At 48.1% G+C, this 21672-nt stretch carries 16 protein-coding genes, 1 pseudogene and 1 other annotated feature; of the genes and pseudogenes, 6 read left to right on the top strand and 11 right to left on the bottom strand.

Going from position 1 to position 21672, the window contains the following annotated elements; translation table 11 throughout:
• Positions 1–128: 128 nt before the first annotated feature.
• A protein-coding gene (locus tag NIT79A3_RS12290) for an IS3 family transposase (RefSeq protein ID WP_156796972.1) occupies positions 129–1357 on the bottom strand; the annotation gives its coding sequence in 2 pieces (ribosomal slippage) (positions 129–1069 and positions 1069–1357; 1230 coding nt in all).
• Positions 963–1079: a sequence feature (AL1L pseudoknot), on the bottom strand. Its footprint overlaps the gene before it by 117 nt.
• 743 nt (positions 1358–2100) lie before the next feature.
• On the opposite strand from NIT79A3_RS12290, the gene NIT79A3_RS12300 reads away from it, so the two are divergent.
• The gene (locus NIT79A3_RS12300) at positions 2101–3474 is read left to right on the top strand and encodes an ammonium transporter (RefSeq protein ID WP_013966513.1); all 1374 of its coding nucleotides are present in this window, start codon (positions 2101–2103) and stop codon (positions 3472–3474) included.
• Positions 3475–3541: 67 nt separating this feature from the next.
• Here the strand turns inward: NIT79A3_RS12300 and NIT79A3_RS12305 are convergent, their stop codons facing one another.
• A complete protein-coding gene (locus NIT79A3_RS12305; RefSeq protein ID WP_013966514.1) occupies positions 3542–3901 on the bottom strand; it encodes a helix-turn-helix domain-containing protein in 360 nt (119 codons plus the stop codon).
• Positions 3902–4043: 142 nt separating this feature from the next.
• On the opposite strand from NIT79A3_RS12305, the gene NIT79A3_RS12310 reads away from it, so the two are divergent.
• Both NIT79A3_RS12310 and NIT79A3_RS12315 read left to right on the top strand, forming a co-directional pair.
• Positions 4044–4754 carry a glutathione S-transferase family protein gene (locus tag NIT79A3_RS12310; protein ID WP_013966515.1) on the top strand — a complete coding sequence of 237 codons (711 nt, stop codon included), beginning with the start codon at positions 4044–4046 and terminating at the stop codon, positions 4752–4754.
• A gap of 28 nt (positions 4755–4782) precedes the next feature.
• Complete coding sequence (locus tag NIT79A3_RS12315) at positions 4783–4995, top strand: hypothetical protein (RefSeq protein ID WP_041360342.1); 213 nt, start codon at positions 4783–4785, stop codon at positions 4993–4995.
• A 95-nt stretch (positions 4996–5090) separates the two neighbouring features.
• Here NIT79A3_RS12315 and NIT79A3_RS12320 read toward each other — a convergent pair whose 3' ends face one another.
• The 5 genes from NIT79A3_RS12320 to NIT79A3_RS12340 form a co-directional block, all read right to left on the bottom strand.
• A complete protein-coding gene (locus NIT79A3_RS12320; protein ID WP_013966517.1) occupies positions 5091–7043 on the bottom strand; it encodes an alpha-amylase family glycosyl hydrolase in 1953 nt (650 codons plus the stop codon).
• A gap of 18 nt (positions 7044–7061) precedes the next feature.
• The gene (locus tag NIT79A3_RS12325) at positions 7062–9224 is read right to left on the bottom strand and encodes an HAD-IIB family hydrolase (protein ID WP_156797194.1); all 2163 of its coding nucleotides are present in this window, start codon (positions 9222–9224) and stop codon (positions 7062–7064) included.
• Positions 9225–9226: 2 nt separating this feature from the next.
• Positions 9227–10141 (bottom strand): carbohydrate kinase, encoded by a 915-nt coding sequence (locus NIT79A3_RS12330; RefSeq protein ID WP_013966519.1) that lies wholly within the window; start codon positions 10139–10141, stop codon positions 9227–9229.
• Between the two features lie 25 nt (positions 10142–10166).
• The gene (locus NIT79A3_RS12335) at positions 10167–10670 is read right to left on the bottom strand and encodes an HPP family protein (protein ID WP_013966520.1); all 504 of its coding nucleotides are present in this window, start codon (positions 10668–10670) and stop codon (positions 10167–10169) included.
• A gap of 219 nt (positions 10671–10889) precedes the next feature.
• Positions 10890–12365: an alginate export family protein gene (locus NIT79A3_RS12340; protein WP_156797080.1), complete on the bottom strand. Its 1476-nt coding sequence runs from the start codon at positions 12363–12365 to the stop codon at positions 10890–10892.
• A 198-nt stretch (positions 12366–12563) separates the two neighbouring features.
• Here NIT79A3_RS12340 and NIT79A3_RS12350 point away from each other — a divergent pair.
• From NIT79A3_RS12350 to NIT79A3_RS12360, 3 genes and pseudogenes are all read left to right on the top strand, one after another.
• Positions 12564–13666: pseudogene (locus NIT79A3_RS12350) on the top strand (IS3 family transposase); the annotation flags it as partial.
• A 113-nt stretch (positions 13667–13779) separates the two neighbouring features.
• Positions 13780–14520, top strand: coding sequence for a tyrosine-type recombinase/integrase (locus NIT79A3_RS12355; RefSeq protein WP_041360343.1), 741 nt, complete (start codon positions 13780–13782; stop codon positions 14518–14520).
• Positions 14493–14687 carry a tyrosine-type recombinase/integrase gene (locus NIT79A3_RS12360; RefSeq protein ID WP_041360344.1) on the top strand — a complete coding sequence of 65 codons (195 nt, stop codon included), beginning with the start codon at positions 14493–14495 and terminating at the stop codon, positions 14685–14687. The genes NIT79A3_RS12355 and NIT79A3_RS12360 overlap by 28 nt, the downstream gene beginning before the upstream one ends.
• 391 nt (positions 14688–15078) lie before the next feature.
• On the opposite strand, the gene NIT79A3_RS12370 is transcribed toward NIT79A3_RS12360, so the two are convergent.
• The 4 genes from NIT79A3_RS12370 to NIT79A3_RS12385 all read right to left on the bottom strand — a co-directional run bounded on the left by NIT79A3_RS12370 (position 15079) and on the right by NIT79A3_RS12385 (position 21543).
• On the bottom strand, positions 15079–16167 hold the full coding sequence (locus tag NIT79A3_RS12370) for an IS5 family transposase (protein WP_013966523.1): 1089 nt from the start codon (positions 16165–16167) through the stop codon (positions 15079–15081).
• A gap of 98 nt (positions 16168–16265) precedes the next feature.
• Positions 16266–18602: a glycoside hydrolase family 15 protein gene (locus NIT79A3_RS12375; RefSeq protein ID WP_013966524.1), complete on the bottom strand. Its 2337-nt coding sequence runs from the start codon at positions 18600–18602 to the stop codon at positions 16266–16268.
• A gap of 28 nt (positions 18603–18630) precedes the next feature.
• Entirely contained in the window at positions 18631–20724 is a 2094-nt protein-coding gene (tkt, locus tag NIT79A3_RS12380) for a transketolase (RefSeq protein WP_013966525.1), read from the bottom strand.
• 132 nt (positions 20725–20856) lie between these two features.
• Positions 20857–21543, bottom strand: a complete 687-nt coding sequence (locus NIT79A3_RS12385) for an ROK family protein (protein WP_013966526.1) — start codon at positions 21541–21543, stop codon at positions 20857–20859.
• Positions 21544–21672 lie beyond the last annotated feature (129 nt).

Below are 21672 nucleotides of genomic sequence, written 5' to 3' on the forward strand. Positions count from 1 at the left end.
TAGCTAAGGAAACTAGAACGCTTTCTTACTAACTAACAGCAAACTTCAAAAAGTCTTTCGACTTGTTCATTTCTTATGAGGCAAGATGGATAAGTGAATCACCCCGGGTTCTCTGGAGGCTGTTTGGTTTAAGTAACTTTGGCAGAATCCAAGTTGGCTAACTGCCGGTAGTATTGTGCCTCAGCTTCCGCCGGCGGTATATAGCCGATGGGTCCAAGCAAACGCTGGTGATTGAACCAGAACACCCAGTTCAACGTCGCCAATTCAACGGATTCCCTGTTTTTCCATGGCCCCTGCTTGTGAATCAATTCAGCTTTGTAAAGCCCGTTGATCGTTTCGGCTAGTGCGTTATCGTAGCTATCTCCTTTACTGCCAACCGACGGTTCTATTCCAGCCTCGGCAAGCCGCTCCGTATAACGGATAGAGACATACTGGGAACCCCGGTCGCTGTGGTGAATCAAGGCACCCAGCTCCGGTTGCCGGGCGTATAAAGCCTGCTCCAGCGCATCCAGTACGAAGTCCGTGTGCATGCTGGAACTGACCCGCCAACCCACGATGCACCGGGCAAACACGTCGATGACGAACGCGACATATAGCCAGCCCTGCCAGGTGGAAACATAGGTGAAATCCGACACCCATAACTGGTTTGGGCGATCCGCCTTGAATTGCCGGTTTACGCGATCCAGCGGGCACGGCAGCGCCTTGTCCGGAACCGTGGTTCGCACAACCTTGCCGCGCCGCACACCTTCCAGCCCCAACCGTTTCATGAGCCGTTCAACAGTGCAGCGAGCTACCTGCATTCCTTCGCGCTTAAGTTGCCGCCATACCTTGTCGGCACCATACACCTGCAGGTTAGCCTGCCACACACGCTGAATTTCTGGCATCAAAACCTCATCGCGTTGGGCACGAGTGCAACGCAATGCCGGATTGCGCCGCTCGGCCGCGTGACGCCGATACCCTGACGGGGCGACCTGCAATACCTTGCAGATCGGCTCGACCCCGTGGGTGTCACGATACCGGTCGATGAACGACCTCAGGATTTGAGTTTGCGGTCGAGCTCCGCCTGGGCGAAAAAAGCACTGGCCAGTTTCAGAATTTCATTGGCGCGACGTAATTCCTTGACCTCACGCTCCAGTGCTTTGATGCGTTCGCGCTCTTCACTGGTGATGCCATCTCGTAGGCCTGTGTCGATCTCGTGCTTCTTTACCCAATCATGCAATGTCGGCGGCGCGCAGCCGATCTTGGGCGCAATCGATTCTATCGTCGCCCACAGCGAAGGGTACTCACTGCGATGCTCTTGCACCAGGCGGACTGCTCGTTCTTTTACTTCGGGGGAATATTTGTTTGTTTTGTTCATCGCTCCATTCTCTCAAGATTTGGAGCCTCCTCAAAACCCGGGGCGATTCATAAGTGGCTATTTTGCGCATTACGCAGAGCAACTTATTACCCATCTACTTTGAGCATTGCAAACACCTTGAATGACACAGTCTTTGCTGAACTCAGCGCATATACTCAATTAGTTTTCAGCGGTAACAGCAAACTAAAGGGCATATATACTGTTTATCATTCAATCATAACTTATCAATCTATGCTAGACATTTCACATGAATCTGCAAGAAGATCTTTATAAAAAATGACATTAAAGCGGTGAAAATGTGTGCTGAGAGTTGAGTAAAACATATTTCTATGATTTTCTTTGTGACTTTTGTCACGCAGCAAACAGAATCTAAGAAATGAAGGGAATTTGATCTTCAAGACATAGCGCTTAGGCGGCTCTCCTAAGGCTGCAACACAAGACTCTATCTTATCCGGTACAGATATCAAACACCGGTTTCAATCACTGACTATTCCTGCTTGCGCTCAAATCTCATCACAAAAATAATCAATAATCTATTTAGACCCTATTGTTTTTAAGGTGATTAGAGTTCAAACTCCAAACCGGGGATTAGATCTGCATTCAAATTAAAAGCACATTCAAAGGTTTTGCCGTAGAACGTGTTGATGCAATTAATACATATATATTGATCGCTAAAGTTCTACTTGGCACTAAGCAGTGTTTCCCCAGAAATATCCCAAACAACCAAAATAAGGAAGAATCATATGAACAAAGGCTTTTGCTTGACACTACTAAAGGTAGTGGGGCTGTTTCTCCTAGGTTTCAGCAGTTGGGTCAGTGCTAGTGAAGTAGCCGCTGTTGTGAGTGAAGCACAAGTAGTTGCAAAGTATAATTACATTATCAATATCCTGACCATGCTTCTGGTCGGATTCGGTTTTCTCATGGTATTTGTCCGCCGCTATGGGTTTGGTGCTGTAACTGGCACTTATCTCGTCGTCGCCGTTGGACTTCCGCTCTACATCCTGTTACGTGCTAATGGCATCTTTGGCCACCAGTTATCACCGCACACGCTGGATTCGTTGTTATTTGCCGAGCTATCAGTCGCCACGGCATTAATCGCCATGGGCGCTGTACTAGGACGTCTGCGTGTTTTTCAATACGCATTGCTCGCGCTTTTAGTCGTTCCGCTTTATCTGCTGAATGAATGGCTCGTGCTCGATGATGCGATTGGCTATACCACCGGATTTAAGGATTCAGCCGGTTCTATTGTGATTCATGCATTTGGTGCCTATTTTGGATTAAGTATGTCCATCGTCCTTACCACAGCTTACCAGCGCAGCAAACCGATCGAATCGGATCACACTTCTGACCGTTTTGCCATGCTGGGCTCCATGGTACTTTGGATATTCTGGCCAAGTTTTGCCACAGCATTGGTGCCATTGGAAAATATGCCGCAAACGGTCGTCAATACATTGCTGGCACTGTCTGGCGCGACAATTGCCACTTATTTTCTCAGTTCCAAACTGCACAACGGCAAAACCTCCATGGTCGATATGGCCAATGCCGCATTGGCGGGTGGTGTAGCTATCGGTTCTTTATGCGACGTGGTGTCTCCAAGCGGGGCATTTGGCATTGGCTTGCTGGCAGGCACGGTTTCTGTTTTAGGCTATGTTTTCCTGCAGCCGGTATTGGAATCCCGATTCAAACTCGTCGATACCTGTGGCGTGCATAACTTGCACGGCATGCCTGGATTAATAGGGGGCCTCAGTGCTTTCTTCTTTGTGCCCGATATCGCAATCGCGCAATTCAACGGCATTATGATTACCCTTATCATTGCCATTACCGGTGGACTGATTGCCGGTGCCATCGTCAAAGCGACCGGTACTACGCGCGAGCCTTATGAAGATAGCGTTGAATTTACACACCTTGCAGGCCCTGAATCAGAGAACTTGCCGGAGCAATTACAAATGCGGGTGGAAGTTCTGGAAACTCGCACTGCGAAACCACAAGCCCCGGTTGAATCACCCGAAACCAAAGCACTGGTAGCAAGACTGGAATCCCGTATCATGACTCTGGAAAGTAGAGTCGCAGCAGTGCAAGCACAAAATATTCAAGAAAAACCAGAATCACAGACTTAATATCTCTTAAGGTTTATACCCCCCGCTGCTTGCAGCGGGGTGCTTCAATATCTATGGCAAATAATCCCTATTCATGGGATTTAAAAACGGTGGCGCCAGGAAAATATGCTTTTCCCCATTTCACTAAACCTTCTAATACCGGCCGCAAATCCTTTCCCTTTTTTGTCAGAAAATATTCATAACGTACCGGTTTTTGTTGATAAGCTTGTTGAATAACAAGCCCGGCAGCTTCCAGTTTTTTCAGTCTATCCGCCAGGATATTTGTGGCAATGCGTTCCGGCGAAGCCATGAGCTCTTGGTAACGTTTCTTTCCCAGCAGCAAATCCCGGATAATCAACAACGACCATTTATCACCCAGACAATCCAGCGCACAGGCAATCGGGCAGCACGAGCGCTCAAAAGTTGATTTACCCAGTTCATCCGTCATAATTCGATACATCTCATCAAAAATAAATGAATAATGGGTACTGTAATGCAATCACTTGCAATTAACAAGTTTATACGGTAAAGTCACTTGCACTCTACAAGCCATTATGTATCCCACACCAATCATGACGAGGATCGCTGACATGTTAAAACTTTACCAATTTGAACGCACTTGGGGCATTCCCAATTTAAGTCCTTTCTGCTGCAAAATAGAAACCTACTTGCGCATGGCGGAGATTGACTATGAAATTAAACCAGCGCTTCCTTTAGGCGCGCCCAAGGGAAAACTGCCCTACATTGAAGATAACGGTCAAGCTTTGGGTGATTCGCGTTTTATTATCGCGCATCTCAAATCAGCACACAAAGATCTGGATGAAGGGCTGTCGGAAGAAGAATCGGCCCTATCGACCGCGATGCAACGTTTACTTGAAGAACATCTATTTTGGGTTGCGCTCTATTCACGCTGGCAATATACGGATGAAAATTGGCAAGTCAACAAACAAGCGATTTTTGGCGGATTGCCACCGATCATCAGGGAAATTGTCGCCAATGGCTGGCGCCGCAAAATCAAGCGGCAGATTTTGGGTCATGGTACCGGCAGACACCAAGCTGAAGAAATCTTCGCGCTCGGCAAACAGGATATCGATGCCCTATCCGCAAGTCTCGGCAACAAGCCCTATTTCCTAGGCGAGCAACCTTCCACGCTTGATACCTCTGCATTTGGGCTGTTAATCAATATCATCGGCTGCCCCATCGAATCACCGCTGAAGGAATATGGCCTAGCCAAAGACAATCTTGTCAATTATGCTGATCGAATCGGACGTGAGTTTTATCCTGATTTGCGAAGCACTTGATACTTACCTTGAGCAATGGAATACCCTAATGGCAATTAAGCAATTTCTACTGTTCGTGCTGTCATGGATCACCGCAAATACTGCATCAGCGACCCGATTTGACCATACGATTTGGGATGATTTGCTGCGCGAACATGTTTACATGCTCAACCTAAACAGGCCAGTCAAGTCAATTACTATGGAATTGCGCTCAATCATGGTCAGTTACAAAAATATATTTATCTCAGCTCTCTGTGTTTAAGAAAAGTGATTTTTCTGACTGGGATCAATCCGAGCAGCTTGCCTATAAACTTCCTTACAGAAGTTGCACTTCAAAGTTGAATCCGCCAACGATTATCATGCCTGCAGCCAGTAAAAAGACCGTGCAGGAATCATTAGATTCCCATTCATTGCATGCAAAGATTCTCCATTACATAAATTTTTGATTGAATCGTACTGAAAAAATCCCATGCGTTGCAAAGGTGATAGATCCAGAAATTGCGGTTCATCATTAAAGTTCCCAATGACCAAAACGCGCGAGCTGCTATTGATTTGGTCAAATCGTAAAAACACAAAAAGATGGGGATTATCTACGTTCAATAACTCACGATTGTTTCTATCTGCAAAAGCCGGTATTTCCTTTCGTATAGAAATCATTTTCTTTACCGCATTGAAGATGCTGTACTCAACTGTTCCTGGTTGTGTTCTTTGCATAGCTTTTTTCCAGTCCATCTTCGGACGGTGTATCCAGCGGCTGTCGTCGTTTTTTGATTCATCATTTAGATAGGAATCATCATTTAGTGTTCCGATGGCATCTCCGTAGTAAAGCATCGGAATACCACCAAAGGAAAGGATCATTCCGTGTAATAGGAGAATAATTTTGATGGCCATATCAATGGCATCGGGGTCGTTATTTATCAGTGCACGTTCGAGCCCAGCGAGCGAAGCCAGCGATCCAGAGATACGTGCATCGCCGGTTTCTGAATTTCTTCCGAAGGCAATTCCGGCCGCGAGTGATCCCTCATAATTTCCAGTATAATAATCAACTAGAAAGCGCCGATGCGACTGCGGTTCATATCCTGCGGTGACAATGTCAGCGTCGCTGAAACCCCAGCCAATATCATCATGACAGCGCACGTAATTGAGCCAAGTTGCCCGTTCAAGTTTTGAAGGAATATTATGTATCCCTTTGTTGAGCAGTATGGCCTTCTTTGTCGCCACTGCATCCCATAGCAGCGCCATGAAAGTCGCGTTATAGGCAATCTCGCATTCTTTAGCATTGATGGCATCTTCACCGAAGTATTTGATTATCTCGGTAGGTGCAACGATAGCTTCAGCGATAAACAGCACACCAGGAGCGGTAACTTGGCAACAATCCTTCATCAACTGCAGAATTAGATGCGCTTCGCGCTCATTCTGGCAAGAACTGCCCATTTTCTTCCACAGAAATGCCACTGCATCAAGCCGCAGAATATCCGCACCGCGATTGGCCCAGAACAGAATGATGTCCAACATTTCTATAAAAACTGACGGGTTCCGGTAATTTAAGTCCCATTGATAGTGATTGAACACGGTCATCACCCATTTGCCCATCGCCTCATCCCAAGTGAAGTTGCCGGGTGCAGTTTCTGGAAATACTTCCGGCATGGATTCTTCATAGATATCCGGAATCGATCGGTCATTAAAGATGAAGTAATAGTCCTGATATGCCTTATCACCTTCTCGTGCTTTCACAGCCCAATCATGCAGGTCGGAGGTATGATTGACAACCACATCCAGTGTCAGCAGCATGTCACGTTTTTTTAGGTTAGTAACCAATTCATCGAAATCTTCGAAGGTACCGAAGCGGCTATCAATCTTGCAAAAATCTCTTACGGCATAACCGCCATCACTTTTGCCTTCGGGACAATCGCAGATAGGCATGATGTGCACTAGATTAACTCCCAATTCTTGCAGGTAGTTCAATCTAGACAGCATATCCTTCAGGTTGTCAGCGTATCCGTTGCAATACAGTGCCATGCCGACCCATTTCTGATTTAGAAACCAGTTGTGATCATTTTCTCGCTCAAGATCACTTTTCTTAAGATGATCTGGTCTGCTGTTATATTGGCGCATTAGCGTCTCCACTAGATGCAGCATGTGTTTCTTAAAATCCGGGTGATCTCCATAAAGCGTATTGAATAACGAGTAAATGGCATAGAAATTTGCTCCCAACCGAGTATAGAAAAATTGCAGATTCTGCGGCTTAGTTTTTTTCTTCAACTCAACCAGAATATCATTGAGCAAAGAATGTGAAATTTGTTCATACATGAATATATGCGCTTAGAATTATTTGTTTTGCTCAATCCGCCAGTTGTAGTGCTCCAACCCTTCCAGAATACCGTCGGCTTGGTGACCCTGAGCAAAATATATCTGTTCCAAGTCGCGCAGCGGCTCAAGCTCCGAACTGTAGTTACCAACCACTATACCTAGCGTATCACCGAGCAACATCTCCTTGTCATTGCCGGAGTCACCTACCACCAGAAAATTCTCTAGAGGCAATCCCCATTTATAAGCCAGATAACGGATGGCATGCCCCTTGGAGGCACGTATCGGCAATACGTCTAAAAATTTTTCATGCGAATAGATAAGTCGCGCATGCAAACGATGCTCCCGCAACAATCGATATAAATCCTGCAGCGATGGCATCTTCTTTGATATCACGTTATAGCTTAGCTTGAATTTACGCTGATTTTCATCGGTTTGAAGTGTCAACCCCGGCAGGCCGGACAAAACTTGCTCTAGTGCATCACGTCGCCATAAATGGGCAATGCGGTTTGCCCAACCGACATCCGGTTGTAGTCTAGGGCCATAATTGATTTCGCTTCCAACTGAAGTGATTAGTACATTCGGAATTGGAACCCGTGCATTCTTGAGAACTTTTACTGCACTTTCCAGAGAGCGACCGGTAGCGACACCGAAGACTACTGATCCTGCATGTTTTTTTAGCCAGCTAATCAACTGTTGCAATCCTTCTCTGTTTCCAAGCAAGGTGTTGTCTATATCGCTGACTAAGGCCTTTCGCGCCAGCGGCATGGGTGATTTGCCGTCTTGCAGTGTAAATGAAATCTGACGCCGCATGCGCTTGCGATCACGACGCAACAGTCTGCGTACTTCCTTCATATATTTGCTAACGTGAGCATCCCAGCTATAGTGACGGCGTGCGCCTATGACACCATTCTTCGACCACGTCCGCCATTGCTGCTTGTCCGATAATACGTTGGATAATGCTGCCGCAATAGCAACCGGATCCAACGGATTCACCAGCAAACCATTATAACAATTCGCCAAAATATCCCGTGGCCCACCATCTTCGGTAGCTACAAAGGGCAAACCGCTCGCTGCGGTTTCAATCAAGGTCAAGCCAAATGGTTCGGTTAGTGCCGGATTAACAAATACACCGCGGCGGCGCGCAGCCAGGCGGTATAGCTCCGGCACATCTTCGGCAGCATGGTGTTTGGGTATCGCTACGCACCCCCATAAATCATAACGATCTATATCCAGCAACAGCTCCCTCAGTACTTTCTGCGAGGCTTCATCCAGTTCACGAATGTCGTCACGATTGCCAGAGACGATAACCAGATTGGCCATTTTCTGTAGCTCAGGATTACCTCCATAAGCTTCAATCAGACCCTTCAGATTCTTGTGAATGGAAGGGCGGCAAATTGTGAGTATTATCGGCTTGGCTGGATCCGATAGAAATTTATCTACCATTCGTATAACATTAGGATTAATTGTTCTACGTCCCGGCGGCGAAAAGCGCGTAATGTCGGTCCCTGGCGGAATCACGACAAAGCGACTGCGTTCATGATTATGATACATACCGTATTGTTCGGTAACCTCCTGCCGCGTGCTGGTGACCACCATGTTAACGCTTACCAGCAAATCTTCTTCTACCGCAATGCGGCGTTCGAAATTGAACTGACGTTCAACAGTGTGCTTTTTCCGGCCACTTGCCAGCAAGCGCGACTGCTTAGGGCGCCCCAGTGAGTGACCCGTGTGCACCTGAGGTATGCCAAGGAGCAGTGATAGCTGTTGCCCTACATACCCTGCATCGGCGTAATGTGTGTGTATCAGATCCGGCAATCGTCCCTGCTGGCGCAAAAAATGTAGGCTGCGATCCACCAGTTGATCGAGATGAGGCCACAGTAATTCCTTGCGTATGTAATGCGATGGACCAAAAGGCAGGCGCAGAATACGTGCGCCGTTGCTAACTTCTTCAATGGACTGGGAATAATCCAGAGATACTGCGGGATCATCAATCAGCCGCGTCAACAAATCAACTTGTCCGACATCGCTATGGCGTGCCAATGCACGCATTAGCTCCACCACATAAGTAGTTTGTCCGCCAGTATCAGCATCTCGCCCCAATTCCATGTTATTTCCTCTGATCAAGCCGTGTGGACTGATCATTAAAATGTACAATGGGTTTTCGTTATTGATCGGATCCATCGTCATACATTCCAATCCTTTATGAACGGCTCGTAAAAAACTGGAGAATCTGGAATCGCTCCTCGTATTTCGCACAAAGTAGCAGCAAAGACATTGGCGCGCGACAAGGTAAGCATAGCCGGCCAGCCGCGCAATAAGCCTAGGATGTAAACAGAGGCAAAACCATCCCCTGCACCGACCGTATCCACCAGTGGTTGTGAAGATGCGGATCCCTCAACACTTTCTACCTTACCCTCGTTGTCGAGTTGCCAAGCTCCCTGTTCACCACATGTAACCAAAACGCTGTCCAAACCAAAACATCTGACCAAAGCATCAGCATTTTGCACTTGATTTTTACCGGATAACCGGAATAACGATGTCAGTATATCCAACTCTTCCTGATTTATTTTTACCAGGTTTGCGCGTCTCAGAGAGCGCTCTATGGTGGGTGCATCATACCAAGGTTTACGCAAATTAATATCCAAAAAGCGGGGCGCGTTGCTGCTGCGAATCAATTCTCCCAGGGCCTGAGCGGACTTTGCACTACGCTGGGCCAAGGTGCCAAAATATATCAGTTGCGGACGCACTGCCAACGTAATCATATGCGTTATGCCTGCATGTATATAGTCATATGCTTGCTCTGGCAGAATTTCAAAGCGGTGTCCATATTCTTCCATATGTACCATCACTTGACCGGTCGGATGAGAAGCATCAAGCTGTATCCCACAATCATCCATACCGGCATCCTTTATCACCACAAGCAATTCACGGCGAAGTTCGTCGTTTCCAGTGCGCGTTATCAGTACTGGATGCAGTCCAAATGCTTGTAGATGGCGTGCAACATTAAACGGCGCACCTCCAAATACTTTCCGGTCATCGAATATATCTGCCAGTACCTCACCGAACAATAAAATAGTTTCTGCTTGAATAGATGTCATAGATACTAGTCAGATATCACACAAATCAATCCTCCCAATTGAGACTCGGTGGCGATGGTTCCATAAGTGACACCGGGTAATGTGCGAACCCTGGGTAGAGGCGGCTCCAAACAATGGCTACCAGGAAAAGGCTACCAACGCCTAGCAGTACTGGCTCCCAGAGTGCCGACCACCCGGCGTGGGCCTGAATCATGATAATAGAATTTGCTCCGGCAGGCGGATGAACAGTACGGGTAACGAGCATAAAACATAATGTAAAAACTGTGGCTGCAATATAGACTGAAATGGAGTCACCGAAGGCCTGGTAGCAGGCGATGCCGATAAATGCGCCACTCAGATGTCCCCCGAACAATGCACGCGGCTGGGCAGCTGGAGCCCGGGTAAGCCCAAAAAGGAAAACAGTGGACCCTCCAAGTGAAGCCAGAAGCAACGATTTTTCAGGTAGCCCCGCAATCCATAGTGCAAGTGAAATTGCCACGGTTGCGCCTAGTGCACGCCAAAGGAGGCGAACGAATGGGTGCTTACTCATTGGAATCTTCACTCTTAATGACTGATATTCACTAAGATGCACATGACTTAAATGATTAATTATGAGCAACAACAGTACAAACAGACCAAGTCTTAGCTGGATTTGAACACATTGAAGAATAAATTTTTTGTTCTCCTCGTAGATTTATTAACGACCTCTTAAAACAGTTTAATTTACAAAAGCTGTTAACAGAAGTCGTTATATTCAGGCTGTAAGTTGCTAAAACTTAAAGGTAGCCATGGTATATCCATAGTTGGTATCCGCGGAAAGACCTGGTCCGACTTTATCAAAGTAAGAACCCTTGAAAATATGACTATACCCTATATCAAAACTCACGCGCTTTAGATAACTGTACTGTGGATCCCAGCCTACGCTGACATCAAGCATGTGCCCCAGAAAGCTGCCGGCCCGTCCAGTCGGGTCTTGCAAGCCGCTGCCGACAAATGCAGCGTGTTTATCCGCTAACCAATATGCGCGATGTGACATCATAAGCCGGACGGTAGGCGTCGGTACAAGTGTTGCACGAAATCCGACAGGCGATAAAAGGTTGGATGGAAAAAAGGGCCCGAACATACCGGTCGGACCATACTCGACCCGTCGTTTCGCGTACAAAATGTCAAAATTCTTGTCAGGATCGCGGTCCCCCGATGCGAAGTCGAATAAGTAAATAGCCCTCAACGGCATTGGCGTATTGAAACTATACCCGACCTCGCCGTGATGGCGATGGGCGAAAAGACTTTTATCCCGGGTATCGCCAAACTGGTACATGGATTCAATTTCATAATCCATCATGCCTTTCGCAGGCTTGGCAAACAGCCTGAAACCGGGGGTCGATAAGTTCCGTTGTCTAAGATTATCGCTTTCGTTTAACTGAAGGAAATAACCGTCAAAGTTAGCCCAGCGCAGATCGCGGTTGGTTACATAAGCGCCGGAGAAGTAAGTTTCGGGGGTATTCCAGTTTAACGATGTCGTTACCCGTTGAACCGGCCGGGAACCAAACACGCGCAGACTCCATTTTTCATCCGTATTGCCGAGCATAAAATGCAAGCCGTCGAACGCGGGCGAGAGAGTTCCCCAACGATGTCCGCCTACCAAGCGCGCTTCACCCAAGTCCATCATGAAACGACCGACTTCGAATTTCGCCGCATAGCCTGTACCCAGAAAATTTTTGTCATGCAGGCCGAGGTGCATTTGGGTAAAGTCAAAATGATCGGCGAAATTCGGGTTATGAGCTTGCCCGAAACTGGCCATCGTGGAGCGCATATCAGTCAATTCAAGCGTGAACTTAAGCGGATCGATGATATTCTTGATTTCCATCAAGAATCTTGTCCGTTGATGAATCTGATCATTAAAACCCGGAATAGTTTTTGTGAAACCATTGTCAAAAACGTCATAGCGCGTGCGATGTTCAACAGCCACATTGAGCCAATCCGGTGCCATCGCAGCAAGGGGAGTTTTATGGCTCTCCATAAGCTTGGTTAAGTTATCAAAGTCAAATCGAGTATGCCCTACGGTTTCCTGCGCAGTGAATGGACCAGCTTGTGCCGTATTAAATGGTGCGGCAGCTTGCGCAGTATTGCTTGAATTTTTATTGAAAATTATCAATTTTTTTGTCTTCGTTTCATCTGTCTTGTCTGTTTCTGTAGCGAACGTATTGCCGCTCCATAAGAAAAAACCAATAATGCAAAACATCATGCAGTAAACTCTCTCAATAGCCCTGCCGTTCATATTTTTACCCTCCCCTTAATATTAAGTAATATTTATATAATACTGAGGAATAACAGTGAATAATATAAGTGCAAGCACTTATATATTAGCGACTCTATGAGCTTCCCCCGAAAAATAGTCTTCCAAGGGTGACGTACAATTAACGTTACTATTGAGAGGAAGACGATGAAGAAGATACCGAAGCAGGAATACACGACCGAGTTCAAGGAGCAAGCGGTCAAGCAAGTGAAGATGGGAAAGTCGATTGTTCTGGTAGCGAAGGAACTGGGACTGGTAGAACAAACACTGCGCAACTGGGTAAAGTTGGCGGAGGCAGGCAAACTTAACGGTAAGGGTACCAAGGTTGTCACACCGGAACAAATGGATCTATCCCGGTTACGTGCTGAGAACGTAAGGCTGAAACGGGAGTGTGAGATCCTAAAAAAAGCAACGGCGTACTTCGCGAGAGATGTTGTGTGAAGTACGCCTGGATTGATAAGCAACGGGAGTTTTCTCTCGCCGAGATGTGTACGATATTAGATGTCAGCGTGAGCGGATACCGGTCGTGGAAGCGTGGTGGCAAACCGGATCGCAAACGCATCACCGACGTTCAAATGCTGACGCTGATCCAATCTATTCATGCCGAACTCAAGGGGATCTACGGTAGTCCGAGAATGGTCAGAGAATTGCGTGACCGTGGGTTTCCAGCTTCCAAGAAGCGGGTTGAACGTCTAATGCGAGAGAACGGCATTCGTGCAAGGCACAAGCGGCGCTACAAGATAACGACGGACTCCCGGCACAATCTGCCGATTGCACCGAATCTGCTGGATCGGAATTTCAGTCCAGCCGCGCCTAATCAGGTCTGGACATCCGATATCACTTACCTATGGACAGATGAGGGCTGGCTATATCTGGCTATCGTGCTTGATCTGTTTAACCGTGAGGTGGTTGGCTGGTCGCTGAAACCGCGCATGACTGCAGACATCGTTACAGATGCACTAACGATGGCATGGTTTCGCAAGAAACCTGCAGCAGGATTGATGCACCACTCAGATCGGGGTAGCCAATATGCCAGCAAAGAATTTCAGAGAAGGCTCAAGAAATACGGCATGATCTGCTCAATGAGCCGTAAAGGTAATTGTTGGGATAATGCCCCAACCGAAAGTTGGTTCAATAGCTTCAAGAACGAGCGAGTACATGGACTGCGTTATGAAACACGCGCAGAGATGGCTGCCATGAGCTTCGAGTACATCGAGGTACTTTACAACCGGAAACGGCAGCACTCAACGTTGAACGAAGCCGCTATCGCGGAGAAACACCCCTCAGCAGCCAGTTTTAATAACATAATTCATCCTCACCCCGAAAGGGATTTTTTTGTACTTTACCATGAGGATGAATCGTAATGACATCAGAATTTCCAGCGCAATTTGCGTGCAATTATCAATGTCTGCTCAATCGGTTGAAGTTGCATGGGATGCAGCCAAAAACCATCGCACTGTATTCACACGGAGTACGTCGAGCCGGGGAATATTTTGATTATCGGATTGATGATTTGACCCGGCTTCAGTTGACCGATTATTTCGTCCATATCGTCGATTCGCTCTCCTGGAGTTCGCTCAAGCATGACCTGTACGGGCTGAAGTTTTATTACGCCCAAGTATTGAATAAACCCTGGCCGGGCGCGGATCTGGTCAAACCGCCCAAGTCACACACACTGCCGGATATTATTACCGTGCCGCAGGCCCAACAGATATTCATGGCCACGCGAGTGCTCAGTTATCGCGTGTTTTTCTTCACCCTGTACAGCCTGGGGTTGCGGTTGGGCGAAGGATTGCGTTTGCAAATCGGGGACATTGATGCGGATCGGATGCGGGTGCAGGTGCGTAACGCCAAAGGCAATCGAGACCGCTTTGTCCCGTTGCCGGAGAACACCTTGCAAATATTGCGCCGTTTCTGGCAGATCCATCGCAACCCCGCATTGCTCTTCCCCGACCGTAAGTGCGGACTCAAAAAAGCCCGCTTGGCCACCACCCCTCTGGATCGTGGTAGCATCCAGACCACCTTGCGCCAGGTCACCTGCGATTGCGGTTTAAAAAAAGAATTACGCCACACAGCTTGCGCCATTCCTATGCCACCCATCTGATCGAAGCAGGCGTCGACCTGCTGGAAGTGCAAAGAATCCTCGGGCATCAATCCATCCTCACCACCATCCGTTACACCCACCTCACCGACCTTGCTAAAGATAATGCCGCAGACCGCATCAATGCGCTGGTAGGCCAGATATCAATCGGCTGGGGGAACGTCAAATGATCCGGCTGGCACACATTGTTGACAACGAGTAAGGTTAGATTGTGATCGCGAAGCGAGCCACAATCTAACCTTACTCGTTAGGCTATAAATCGCCAATGAGGTTTCTAAATGACTGGCTAATCCTCAACAGAAGAAAAAGCTGATAGCATAAAACTGTTCGCCTGTTGGAAGACGAAAAACAGAGGGAACCTCACTTAACAGGCCGTTGAAAAACCCGGCACTTTCAGTCTGTATTCTCGTTTTTAAAAAGCTGCAAGCATTTCGGTTATCTTCCAGATCTGTTTTTTTATCCGGAATGTTCATTCTTTGTGCAATTTTGTGAGAATTTTCTGCAATTCCCGTCTTTTTGCCCTTATCCGCACGTTTTATGCGGATTCAGGGCGTACTGTCCCTATGTGTGCGAGCCAGCCCACCAACCAGTCAGGCTTCCGATACGTACCAGATTGTAAATGGCCGCAACAAATCGAAACTGTCCGCTGACTTTCTCTCGCCCGATTAGTTTCATTTTGCGCATTCCGCCTACTGTCTTCATCCAACCGAATACTTCCTCAATTCGTTTGCGAATCTTCAGACTGATTGCATAACCTTCACCTTGGCGAATATCGTCCGGTACGGCGCTGCCTTTGCGTTTGGCCGCTACATGCGGAATCACGCCCAGTGCCTGTACTGCTTTGATGTGTGTGTCTACGTCGTAACCACGATCTTCTCCAACCGTGGCTCCCGATTTGGTGTTGGCTTGCAGCAGCTTGAGCGATTCTTCCCGTTCAGCCATTCCTGTTGCCGCCGATACGCTGACATCTACTACCAGGCCGTTACGGTTCTCCATCAATACATGCCCCATGTAGCACAGACGACTGGCATCGCCGTCGCTCTTGCGCGCCAGGCGTGCATCTGGATCAGTAGTCGATTCATGGGTGGCGTTACTGCGCTTTTCCCCTGCAAAGTCCCGGCTTGGGTTGCGGCTGTTGTCATCCGGCGGGTTACTGCTGCCATCTTTGCGCATGAAGCTTTTGTGCGAGGCCCAGGCATCCAGTAGTGTGCCATCGATGCTGAAGTGCTCGTCACCACTCAATTCCACCCACTCCACCAATTGCTTGACACCTGCAAAGAAATGCCCGGACATCTCGTTATCCAGCAAACGATCCCGGTTCTGGGTAAAGGTGCTGTGATCCCATACCGGATCATCTATGCCCAATCCAACAAACCAGCGGTACAGCAGGTTGTATTCAATATGCTCGACCAGTTGCCGTTCAGATCGGATCGTAAACAGTACCTGCAGCAGCGATGCTCTCAATAATCGCTCCGGCGGTATCGAGGGGCGCCCTTCTTTCGAGTAAACAGCTTCAAGCTGATGATCCATCCCCTTGAGTATGCCATCCACCAATACCCTCAAAGGGCGCAGTGCATGATTGACAGTGATCCGTTCTTCCAGATTGACATAGCTAAAAAGCTGTTGTTGCGAGTGTTCAATTCCGCGCATGATTTATGAGGTGAGTGGGTTCCATCAAATTTTACCCGTCTCGGTGGGTTTTTCAACGGCCTGTTAAGGAGAGCTACGTTAAATAGTTACATCCAGTTTTATCCAGCATCGATGATCAAAATTTCATAATCAGTGTTTTCCCATATCCTTCTATCCGGCCAGAAAAAGGTAAACTGGACAGTTTCACCAGGCTTGAGTGCGGTAATCGAGAGATCAGCCACATAGATATCAAGTCCAGTATCTCGGGTATCTATGTCTTGTATGTCTTTCCATCCATTGATACCCCAATGCACACGGGCTGGCGCCTTCAGCGCAACAGTTAGTACGTTACCCGAACGTACGAGATGCGGATGATATCGCGGCCCCCAAAGCGTACGGGTGATTTCAGGGCGTTTTCCCTGATAACGTTTCCAAGTAGTACTAGGCCGGTCAATCGGATAGCCTGACGCACGGCTATAACACAGCTTGATAAATTCGCTATGCGCCCAAACAAGTGGCATAACCGAGCCACTCGGCTTGCCTAGATACAGATGATATTCTGGGATGGGCGAACTATCCCACACCTGCTCCGGAAGAAGGCCGCCACTACCTGTCATTGCCGCCATGGTATCTAAGTAAGGCAGTGGATCTTCACCTGCCATTAGCGCGTAATGACCTCGCTCCCCTGTCAGAAGCGGCCATCCCCGCCCAAACCCGGCACCATCGAAGCCGCTACCATCTGCATGTTCGCCGTAGCCATCTCCGTTATAGCGATGCCACACAGGACCGTTCGGCGTTTCAATTTTAAGAATCTGGTCTATGGCTTTCAGGCTATCTAGGATGCGGGGATCCTTCGCCAGACGCAACCCGAAGCGTACAAGTTGAAGAAAATCAGTCGAAATCTGTTCTTCGGCAGGCAAATCCGGCGCATGTGCACGGTTTTTGATCAGAACATGTTCGGCTTGGGCATCCGCATGTACCAGCACATTGTTCGGCATAATGCGAATATAATAACCCGCTACGCCAAGCTTCTCGGCAAGTGATGTATCTGTCACAAAAGTCCATTCCTCAAGGCAGGCATTCCAATTGTCTGCAAGCAGCAGTACAAATTCTTTCGCTTCTCCATCGAGAAAAGTGCTGCCGTCAACAAGCGCAGCAATGGCTACTGCGAGTGTGAAGGTATTCACACCAGAATCCTCCTCCCATCTGTCTTGGCCGGTTAACGGACCTTCATGGGCGATAAAGCGTAACGCTCGCCTAACCATATCCTTGCACGAGATACTTCCCAGAGCGCCGCGATCATGCAATGCAGAAGCTAAAAGAACGGGAAAGGCAGCTTCATCAAGCTGAATTCCTTGCCAGAGCGCATTGCCCCCAAGCCACTGATTCTGGAACCAGTGGCCATCTGCCTGCTGTGTGGCAATTAAGTAACATAATACGTCGCGAGCATCGTCAAGCGCTCCCAGTGCAACCATAGCGCCCGCGGTTTCAACGAGGTCGCGGCACCATACCAAATGATATCCTCCGCGGCTTTGGCTGTCTTCACCCCATGGTATGGCAAGGCTTGCTACGGTAGCACCGCAATAAGTGCGATCGCCGTGAACCTTGAGAACCATACCGGAAAGCGCAAGCATCCGTTGAAGGTTATGCGGTAAATCGAGAAGATGGCAGTTCTTGTGCCATGCTTCCCAGACTCGACATTGAGCACCCCAAACCTCTGAAAAATCTTCAGTCAGGCTCGACATTGCAAGTGTCGCAGCCGATTCTTTGCTTGTTCCGAAGCCAAGCGCGAGAGTTGCCTGCTTTGGCAATTCGCCCATCAATGAGACAGCGCCTGGACCTGCACTATCGTACTCCCAGGTCATGCGTCCATGTCGATAGAAATCCTGCCAGCCGTCACTCGTTTCAAGGTAACCGGCAGAGCAACGTTCAAATGCTCCGGCTTCCGTATCCTGACACGCCATCAGCGCCAACCCGAAAGGCCCCTGCTCTGCCCAAAGTACTCTACGCCCATTGTGTTTATCTACGGAGGCGAGATTATTCTCCGCATCACCACCCAAGCGTGCTGACAAAAGCGCATAGGCCCGTAGGCTCTCATCCCCTTCTAATCGGTAACGTAGCAGGAGTACATCTCGCCGCTGTGATGGACAAACTTGTAACGTAAAGGTAAAACGTGGATGGCTATGAACAATCTCAACAGCAGGCACATAGGGCTTCGGTAAGCTAATTCGATAGTTACCGAGACGGCGGAGCTCTACCCAGAATCCCTGCTTATCGGCAATGATAAAACCAAGATCTCGAATTTGGGGAATATCAATACGTGGATAATAAACCTCGGTAACAATTCCTTCTGCAATGGTAAACCAAAGACGTGAAGATCCAAGGCTGGTGCCGACCATATCCTTGCCAGCGTGAGCCCAAGTAGGGTGAGGGAATTTTGCAGAAGGTGCTTGCATAAGATTCCTCGTACAAGATACCAATAAATCAGTAATCTGAAAAACTGCGACAACTGCCACCTAGTTGTTGTTTTTCCAGTAATTCTTTTGCAATTATTACTACCCGCTCAGGCTCGAAACCGAATTCTTTCTGTAGCTCTTTCAAGGGAGCTGAAGCACCAAAGGTCTGCATACCAATGATGCGGCCACTATCACCCACATAGCGTTCCCAGCCGAAGGTTGACGCTTGCTCGATCGCGATCCGCGACTTCACCGCCGGAGGCAATACGCTGTCACGGTATTCCTGTGTTTGGTGCTCGAAGATATCCCATGAGGGCATGGATACAACACGAGAGCGAATACCTTCAGCAATGAGCTTTTCATGCGCTTGTACAGCAAGGCTGATTTCGCTGCCGGTTGCGATAAGTATTATATCGGGCTTGCCGCCCGGAGTATCAGCCAGTATATAAGCTCCGCTGGCTACGCCCGAAGCGGGCGCATATTTATTGCGATTCAATGTCGGAAGCGGTTGACGCGAAAGCACCAGAACTGCCGGACGATGACGCAATTGTAGGATAACGCGATAGGCCTCGACCACTTCATTAGCATCGCCTGGCCGCAGAAGTGTCAGACCAGGAATGGCACGCAAAGAAGCAAGTTGTTCGATCGGTTGATGCGTCGGACCATCCTCTCCATCACCCATGGCATCATGAGTGAATATAAATATAGTTGGCAGTTCCATCAACGCCGATAAACGAATGGCTGGTCGCGCGTAATCGCTGAAGATGAAGAAAGTAGCACCATAGGGCCGTAACTTGGATAACGAAAGCCCGTTCAAAATTGCGCACATGGCGTGTTCTCGGATGCCGAAGTGCAAATTCTTCCCCCCCGGTGTTTGAGCCTGAATATCGCCAGCACCAAGATAATTCAACAATGTTTTGGTTGATGGGCCTAGGTCTGCAGATCCACCAAGCAGCCAAGGAATATTCTGCGCCAATACGTTTAGCACTTTACCGGAAGCTTCTCGTCCTGCTAACCCCTTTGGATCCTCCGGAAATACCGGCAGGTTGTTATCCCACTCGGCCGGCAATTCGCGATGCTGCATTTGATCAATTTCGGTAGTAAGTTCAGGATACTTGTTACGATAATCATTGAATAAATTTATCCATACTTGACGAGCCGCTGCTCCACGTCTTCCAATACCGGCAGCAAAGTGCTCACGCACCCCTTCCGGTACCAGGAATTGCGCATCCTCAGGCCAACCGTAGGCACGCTTGGTTAAACGGATTTCGTCTAAACCAAGCGGCTCGCCATGCGCTGCAGCCGTATCATGCCGATTGGGCGAACCGTATCCAATGTGACTATCAAGAATGATCAGCGTAGGCTTCCCTTTGGTCTCCCGGAATTTCTGCAAGGCTTGATCGATCTGCTCGATATCGTTTGCATCACTCAAACGCAGAACATTCCAGTGATAGCTGAGAAATCTCGCCGCCACATCTTCCGTGAACGTAATTTGTGTACTGCCCTCAATCGTGATGTGATTGTTATCATAAATCCAGCACAGGTTATCAAGCGCAAGATGCCCAGCCAACGATGCTGCCTCCGAACTCACGCCTTCCATTAAGCAACCATCACTGCAGATGGCATAAATGTTATAGTCGAAAATGTTCAAAGCTGGTTTGTTATAGCGGCTTGCAAGCCACTTTTCAGCGATAGCCATACCAACACTGGTTGCTATGCCTTGCCCGAGTGGACCGGTGGTGGATTCTACTCCAGAAACCCAATGATACTCAGGGTGACCGGGGGCCTTGCTGCCGAATTGGCGGAAACGGCGAATATCCTCCAGCGTCACAGAAAGTTGCCCTAATTTTTCGTAATCCGCATTGACTGCACGCGTCCCCGACAGGTGCAACACCGACCACAACAGCATTGAAGCGTGACCGTTCGACAACACAAACCGGTCTCGATTGGGCCAGATCGGATCCTGAGGATCGAACGCCATGACACGATTCCAAATGGTATAGACCAGTGGCGCCAACGCCATAGCGGTGCCGGGGTGACCGGAATTAGCGGTCTGCACGGCGTCGATCGACAATGTCCGGATCGTGTTGACAGCCAATTGGTCAAGTCCATTATCAAACATGCGCATCTCTCTTAAATTGTGCTGAATTTCTGGCCATTACTGAGGCGCTAATTTCTGCATTGCTTTGCATTTTGGTAAAGTATGATGGGTACAATAAATAGCTAGATTTCTCATTAAGTTTTTTAGACTCAATCACAACCTTTGCTCGGTATTCATATCCCATAGGCGGAAACCCCCAATAAACGCATTATTATTGTCACCCCTACGCAGTCCCGCAGGCAGTTTCTTGAGCTTCTTTGCGTTTCCACCACCCAAAACGACATAATCAGCTTCGAGAGCCATTTTCAATTTATTTGCGATCTCATACACATCTTGACGCCATTTTTTCTTACCCTTTTTCTCTAATCCACGCCGGCCGAGATAGTCTTCGTAGGTTTTCCCATTCTTGTAAGGAAGATGAGCCAATTCCATCGGTTCGAGCACCCCATCCGCTATCATTGCCGATCCCAAACCGGTGCCTAAGCCAAGAAAGAGCATACGTTCCTGGGAATAGCTTCCAAGCGCCTGCATAGCGGCATCATTAATCAACTTTACGGGACAGCCAAATGATTTCTTAAAATCAAATCCTACCCATCCACGACCCAGATTAAATGGATCATGCATTGGGCAACCGCCAATCACGAGACCTGGATAGCCTATCGAAACACAATCATATTTCCAATCTCGCACTACATTTTTTACCGCATTGATCATTTGTTTCGGGGTCATCGTTAGACCCGAGGCTATCTTGAACGGCCTCTTATGCCCTGTCGCCAATACTTTGATATTTGTTCCGCCCACATCAATGACGAGAATGCTAAGAGATGTTCCTATTTTCATAACCGCGCACATGCCCAAAATTATTGGTAAGACAGCTATTTCTTCAGAAAATTGGCGCTAATCGACACCATACCTATTTTTAGAAATCCGATATCAACGTGAATATATTCATGCAATCACATCGAAGCA

It is taken from the genome of Nitrosomonas sp. Is79A3, assembly GCF_000219585.1.
Lineage (GTDB): Bacteria > Pseudomonadota > Gammaproteobacteria > Burkholderiales > Nitrosomonadaceae > Nitrosomonas.

Bases quoted from the DNA above. Each gene is read 5' to 3' on its own strand.
- NIT79A3_RS12300 (WP_013966513.1), top strand. From the start codon at position 2,101: ATGAACAAAGGCTTTTGCTTGACACTACTAAAGGTAGTGGGGCTGTTT.
- NIT79A3_RS12305 (WP_013966514.1), bottom strand. From the start codon at position 3,901: ATGACGGATGAACTGGGTAAATCAACTTTTGAGCGCTCGTGCTGCCCG.
- NIT79A3_RS12310 (WP_013966515.1), top strand. From the start codon at position 4,044: ATGTTAAAACTTTACCAATTTGAACGCACTTGGGGCATTCCCAATTTA.
- NIT79A3_RS12315 (WP_041360342.1), top strand. From the start codon at position 4,783: ATGGCAATTAAGCAATTTCTACTGTTCGTGCTGTCATGGATCACCGCA.
- NIT79A3_RS12320 (WP_013966517.1), bottom strand. From the start codon at position 7,043: ATGTATGAACAAATTTCACATTCTTTGCTCAATGATATTCTGGTTGAG.
- NIT79A3_RS12325 (WP_156797194.1), bottom strand. From the start codon at position 9,224: ATGGATCCGATCAATAACGAAAACCCATTGTACATTTTAATGATCAGT.
- NIT79A3_RS12330 (WP_013966519.1), bottom strand. From the start codon at position 10,141: ATGACATCTATTCAAGCAGAAACTATTTTATTGTTCGGTGAGGTACTG.
- NIT79A3_RS12335 (WP_013966520.1), bottom strand. From the start codon at position 10,670: ATGAGTAAGCACCCATTCGTTCGCCTCCTTTGGCGTGCACTAGGCGCA.
- NIT79A3_RS12340 (WP_156797080.1), bottom strand. From the start codon at position 12,365: ATGATGTTTTGCATTATTGGTTTTTTCTTATGGAGCGGCAATACGTTC.
- NIT79A3_RS12355 (WP_041360343.1), top strand. From the start codon at position 13,780: ATGACATCAGAATTTCCAGCGCAATTTGCGTGCAATTATCAATGTCTG.
- NIT79A3_RS12370 (WP_013966523.1), bottom strand. From the start codon at position 16,167: ATGCGCGGAATTGAACACTCGCAACAACAGCTTTTTAGCTATGTCAAT.
- NIT79A3_RS12375 (WP_013966524.1), bottom strand. From the start codon at position 18,602: ATGCAAGCACCTTCTGCAAAATTCCCTCACCCTACTTGGGCTCACGCT.
- tkt (WP_013966525.1), bottom strand. From the start codon at position 20,724: ATGTTTGATAATGGACTTGACCAATTGGCTGTCAACACGATCCGGACA.
- NIT79A3_RS12385 (WP_013966526.1), bottom strand. From the start codon at position 21,543: ATGAAAATAGGAACATCTCTTAGCATTCTCGTCATTGATGTGGGCGGA.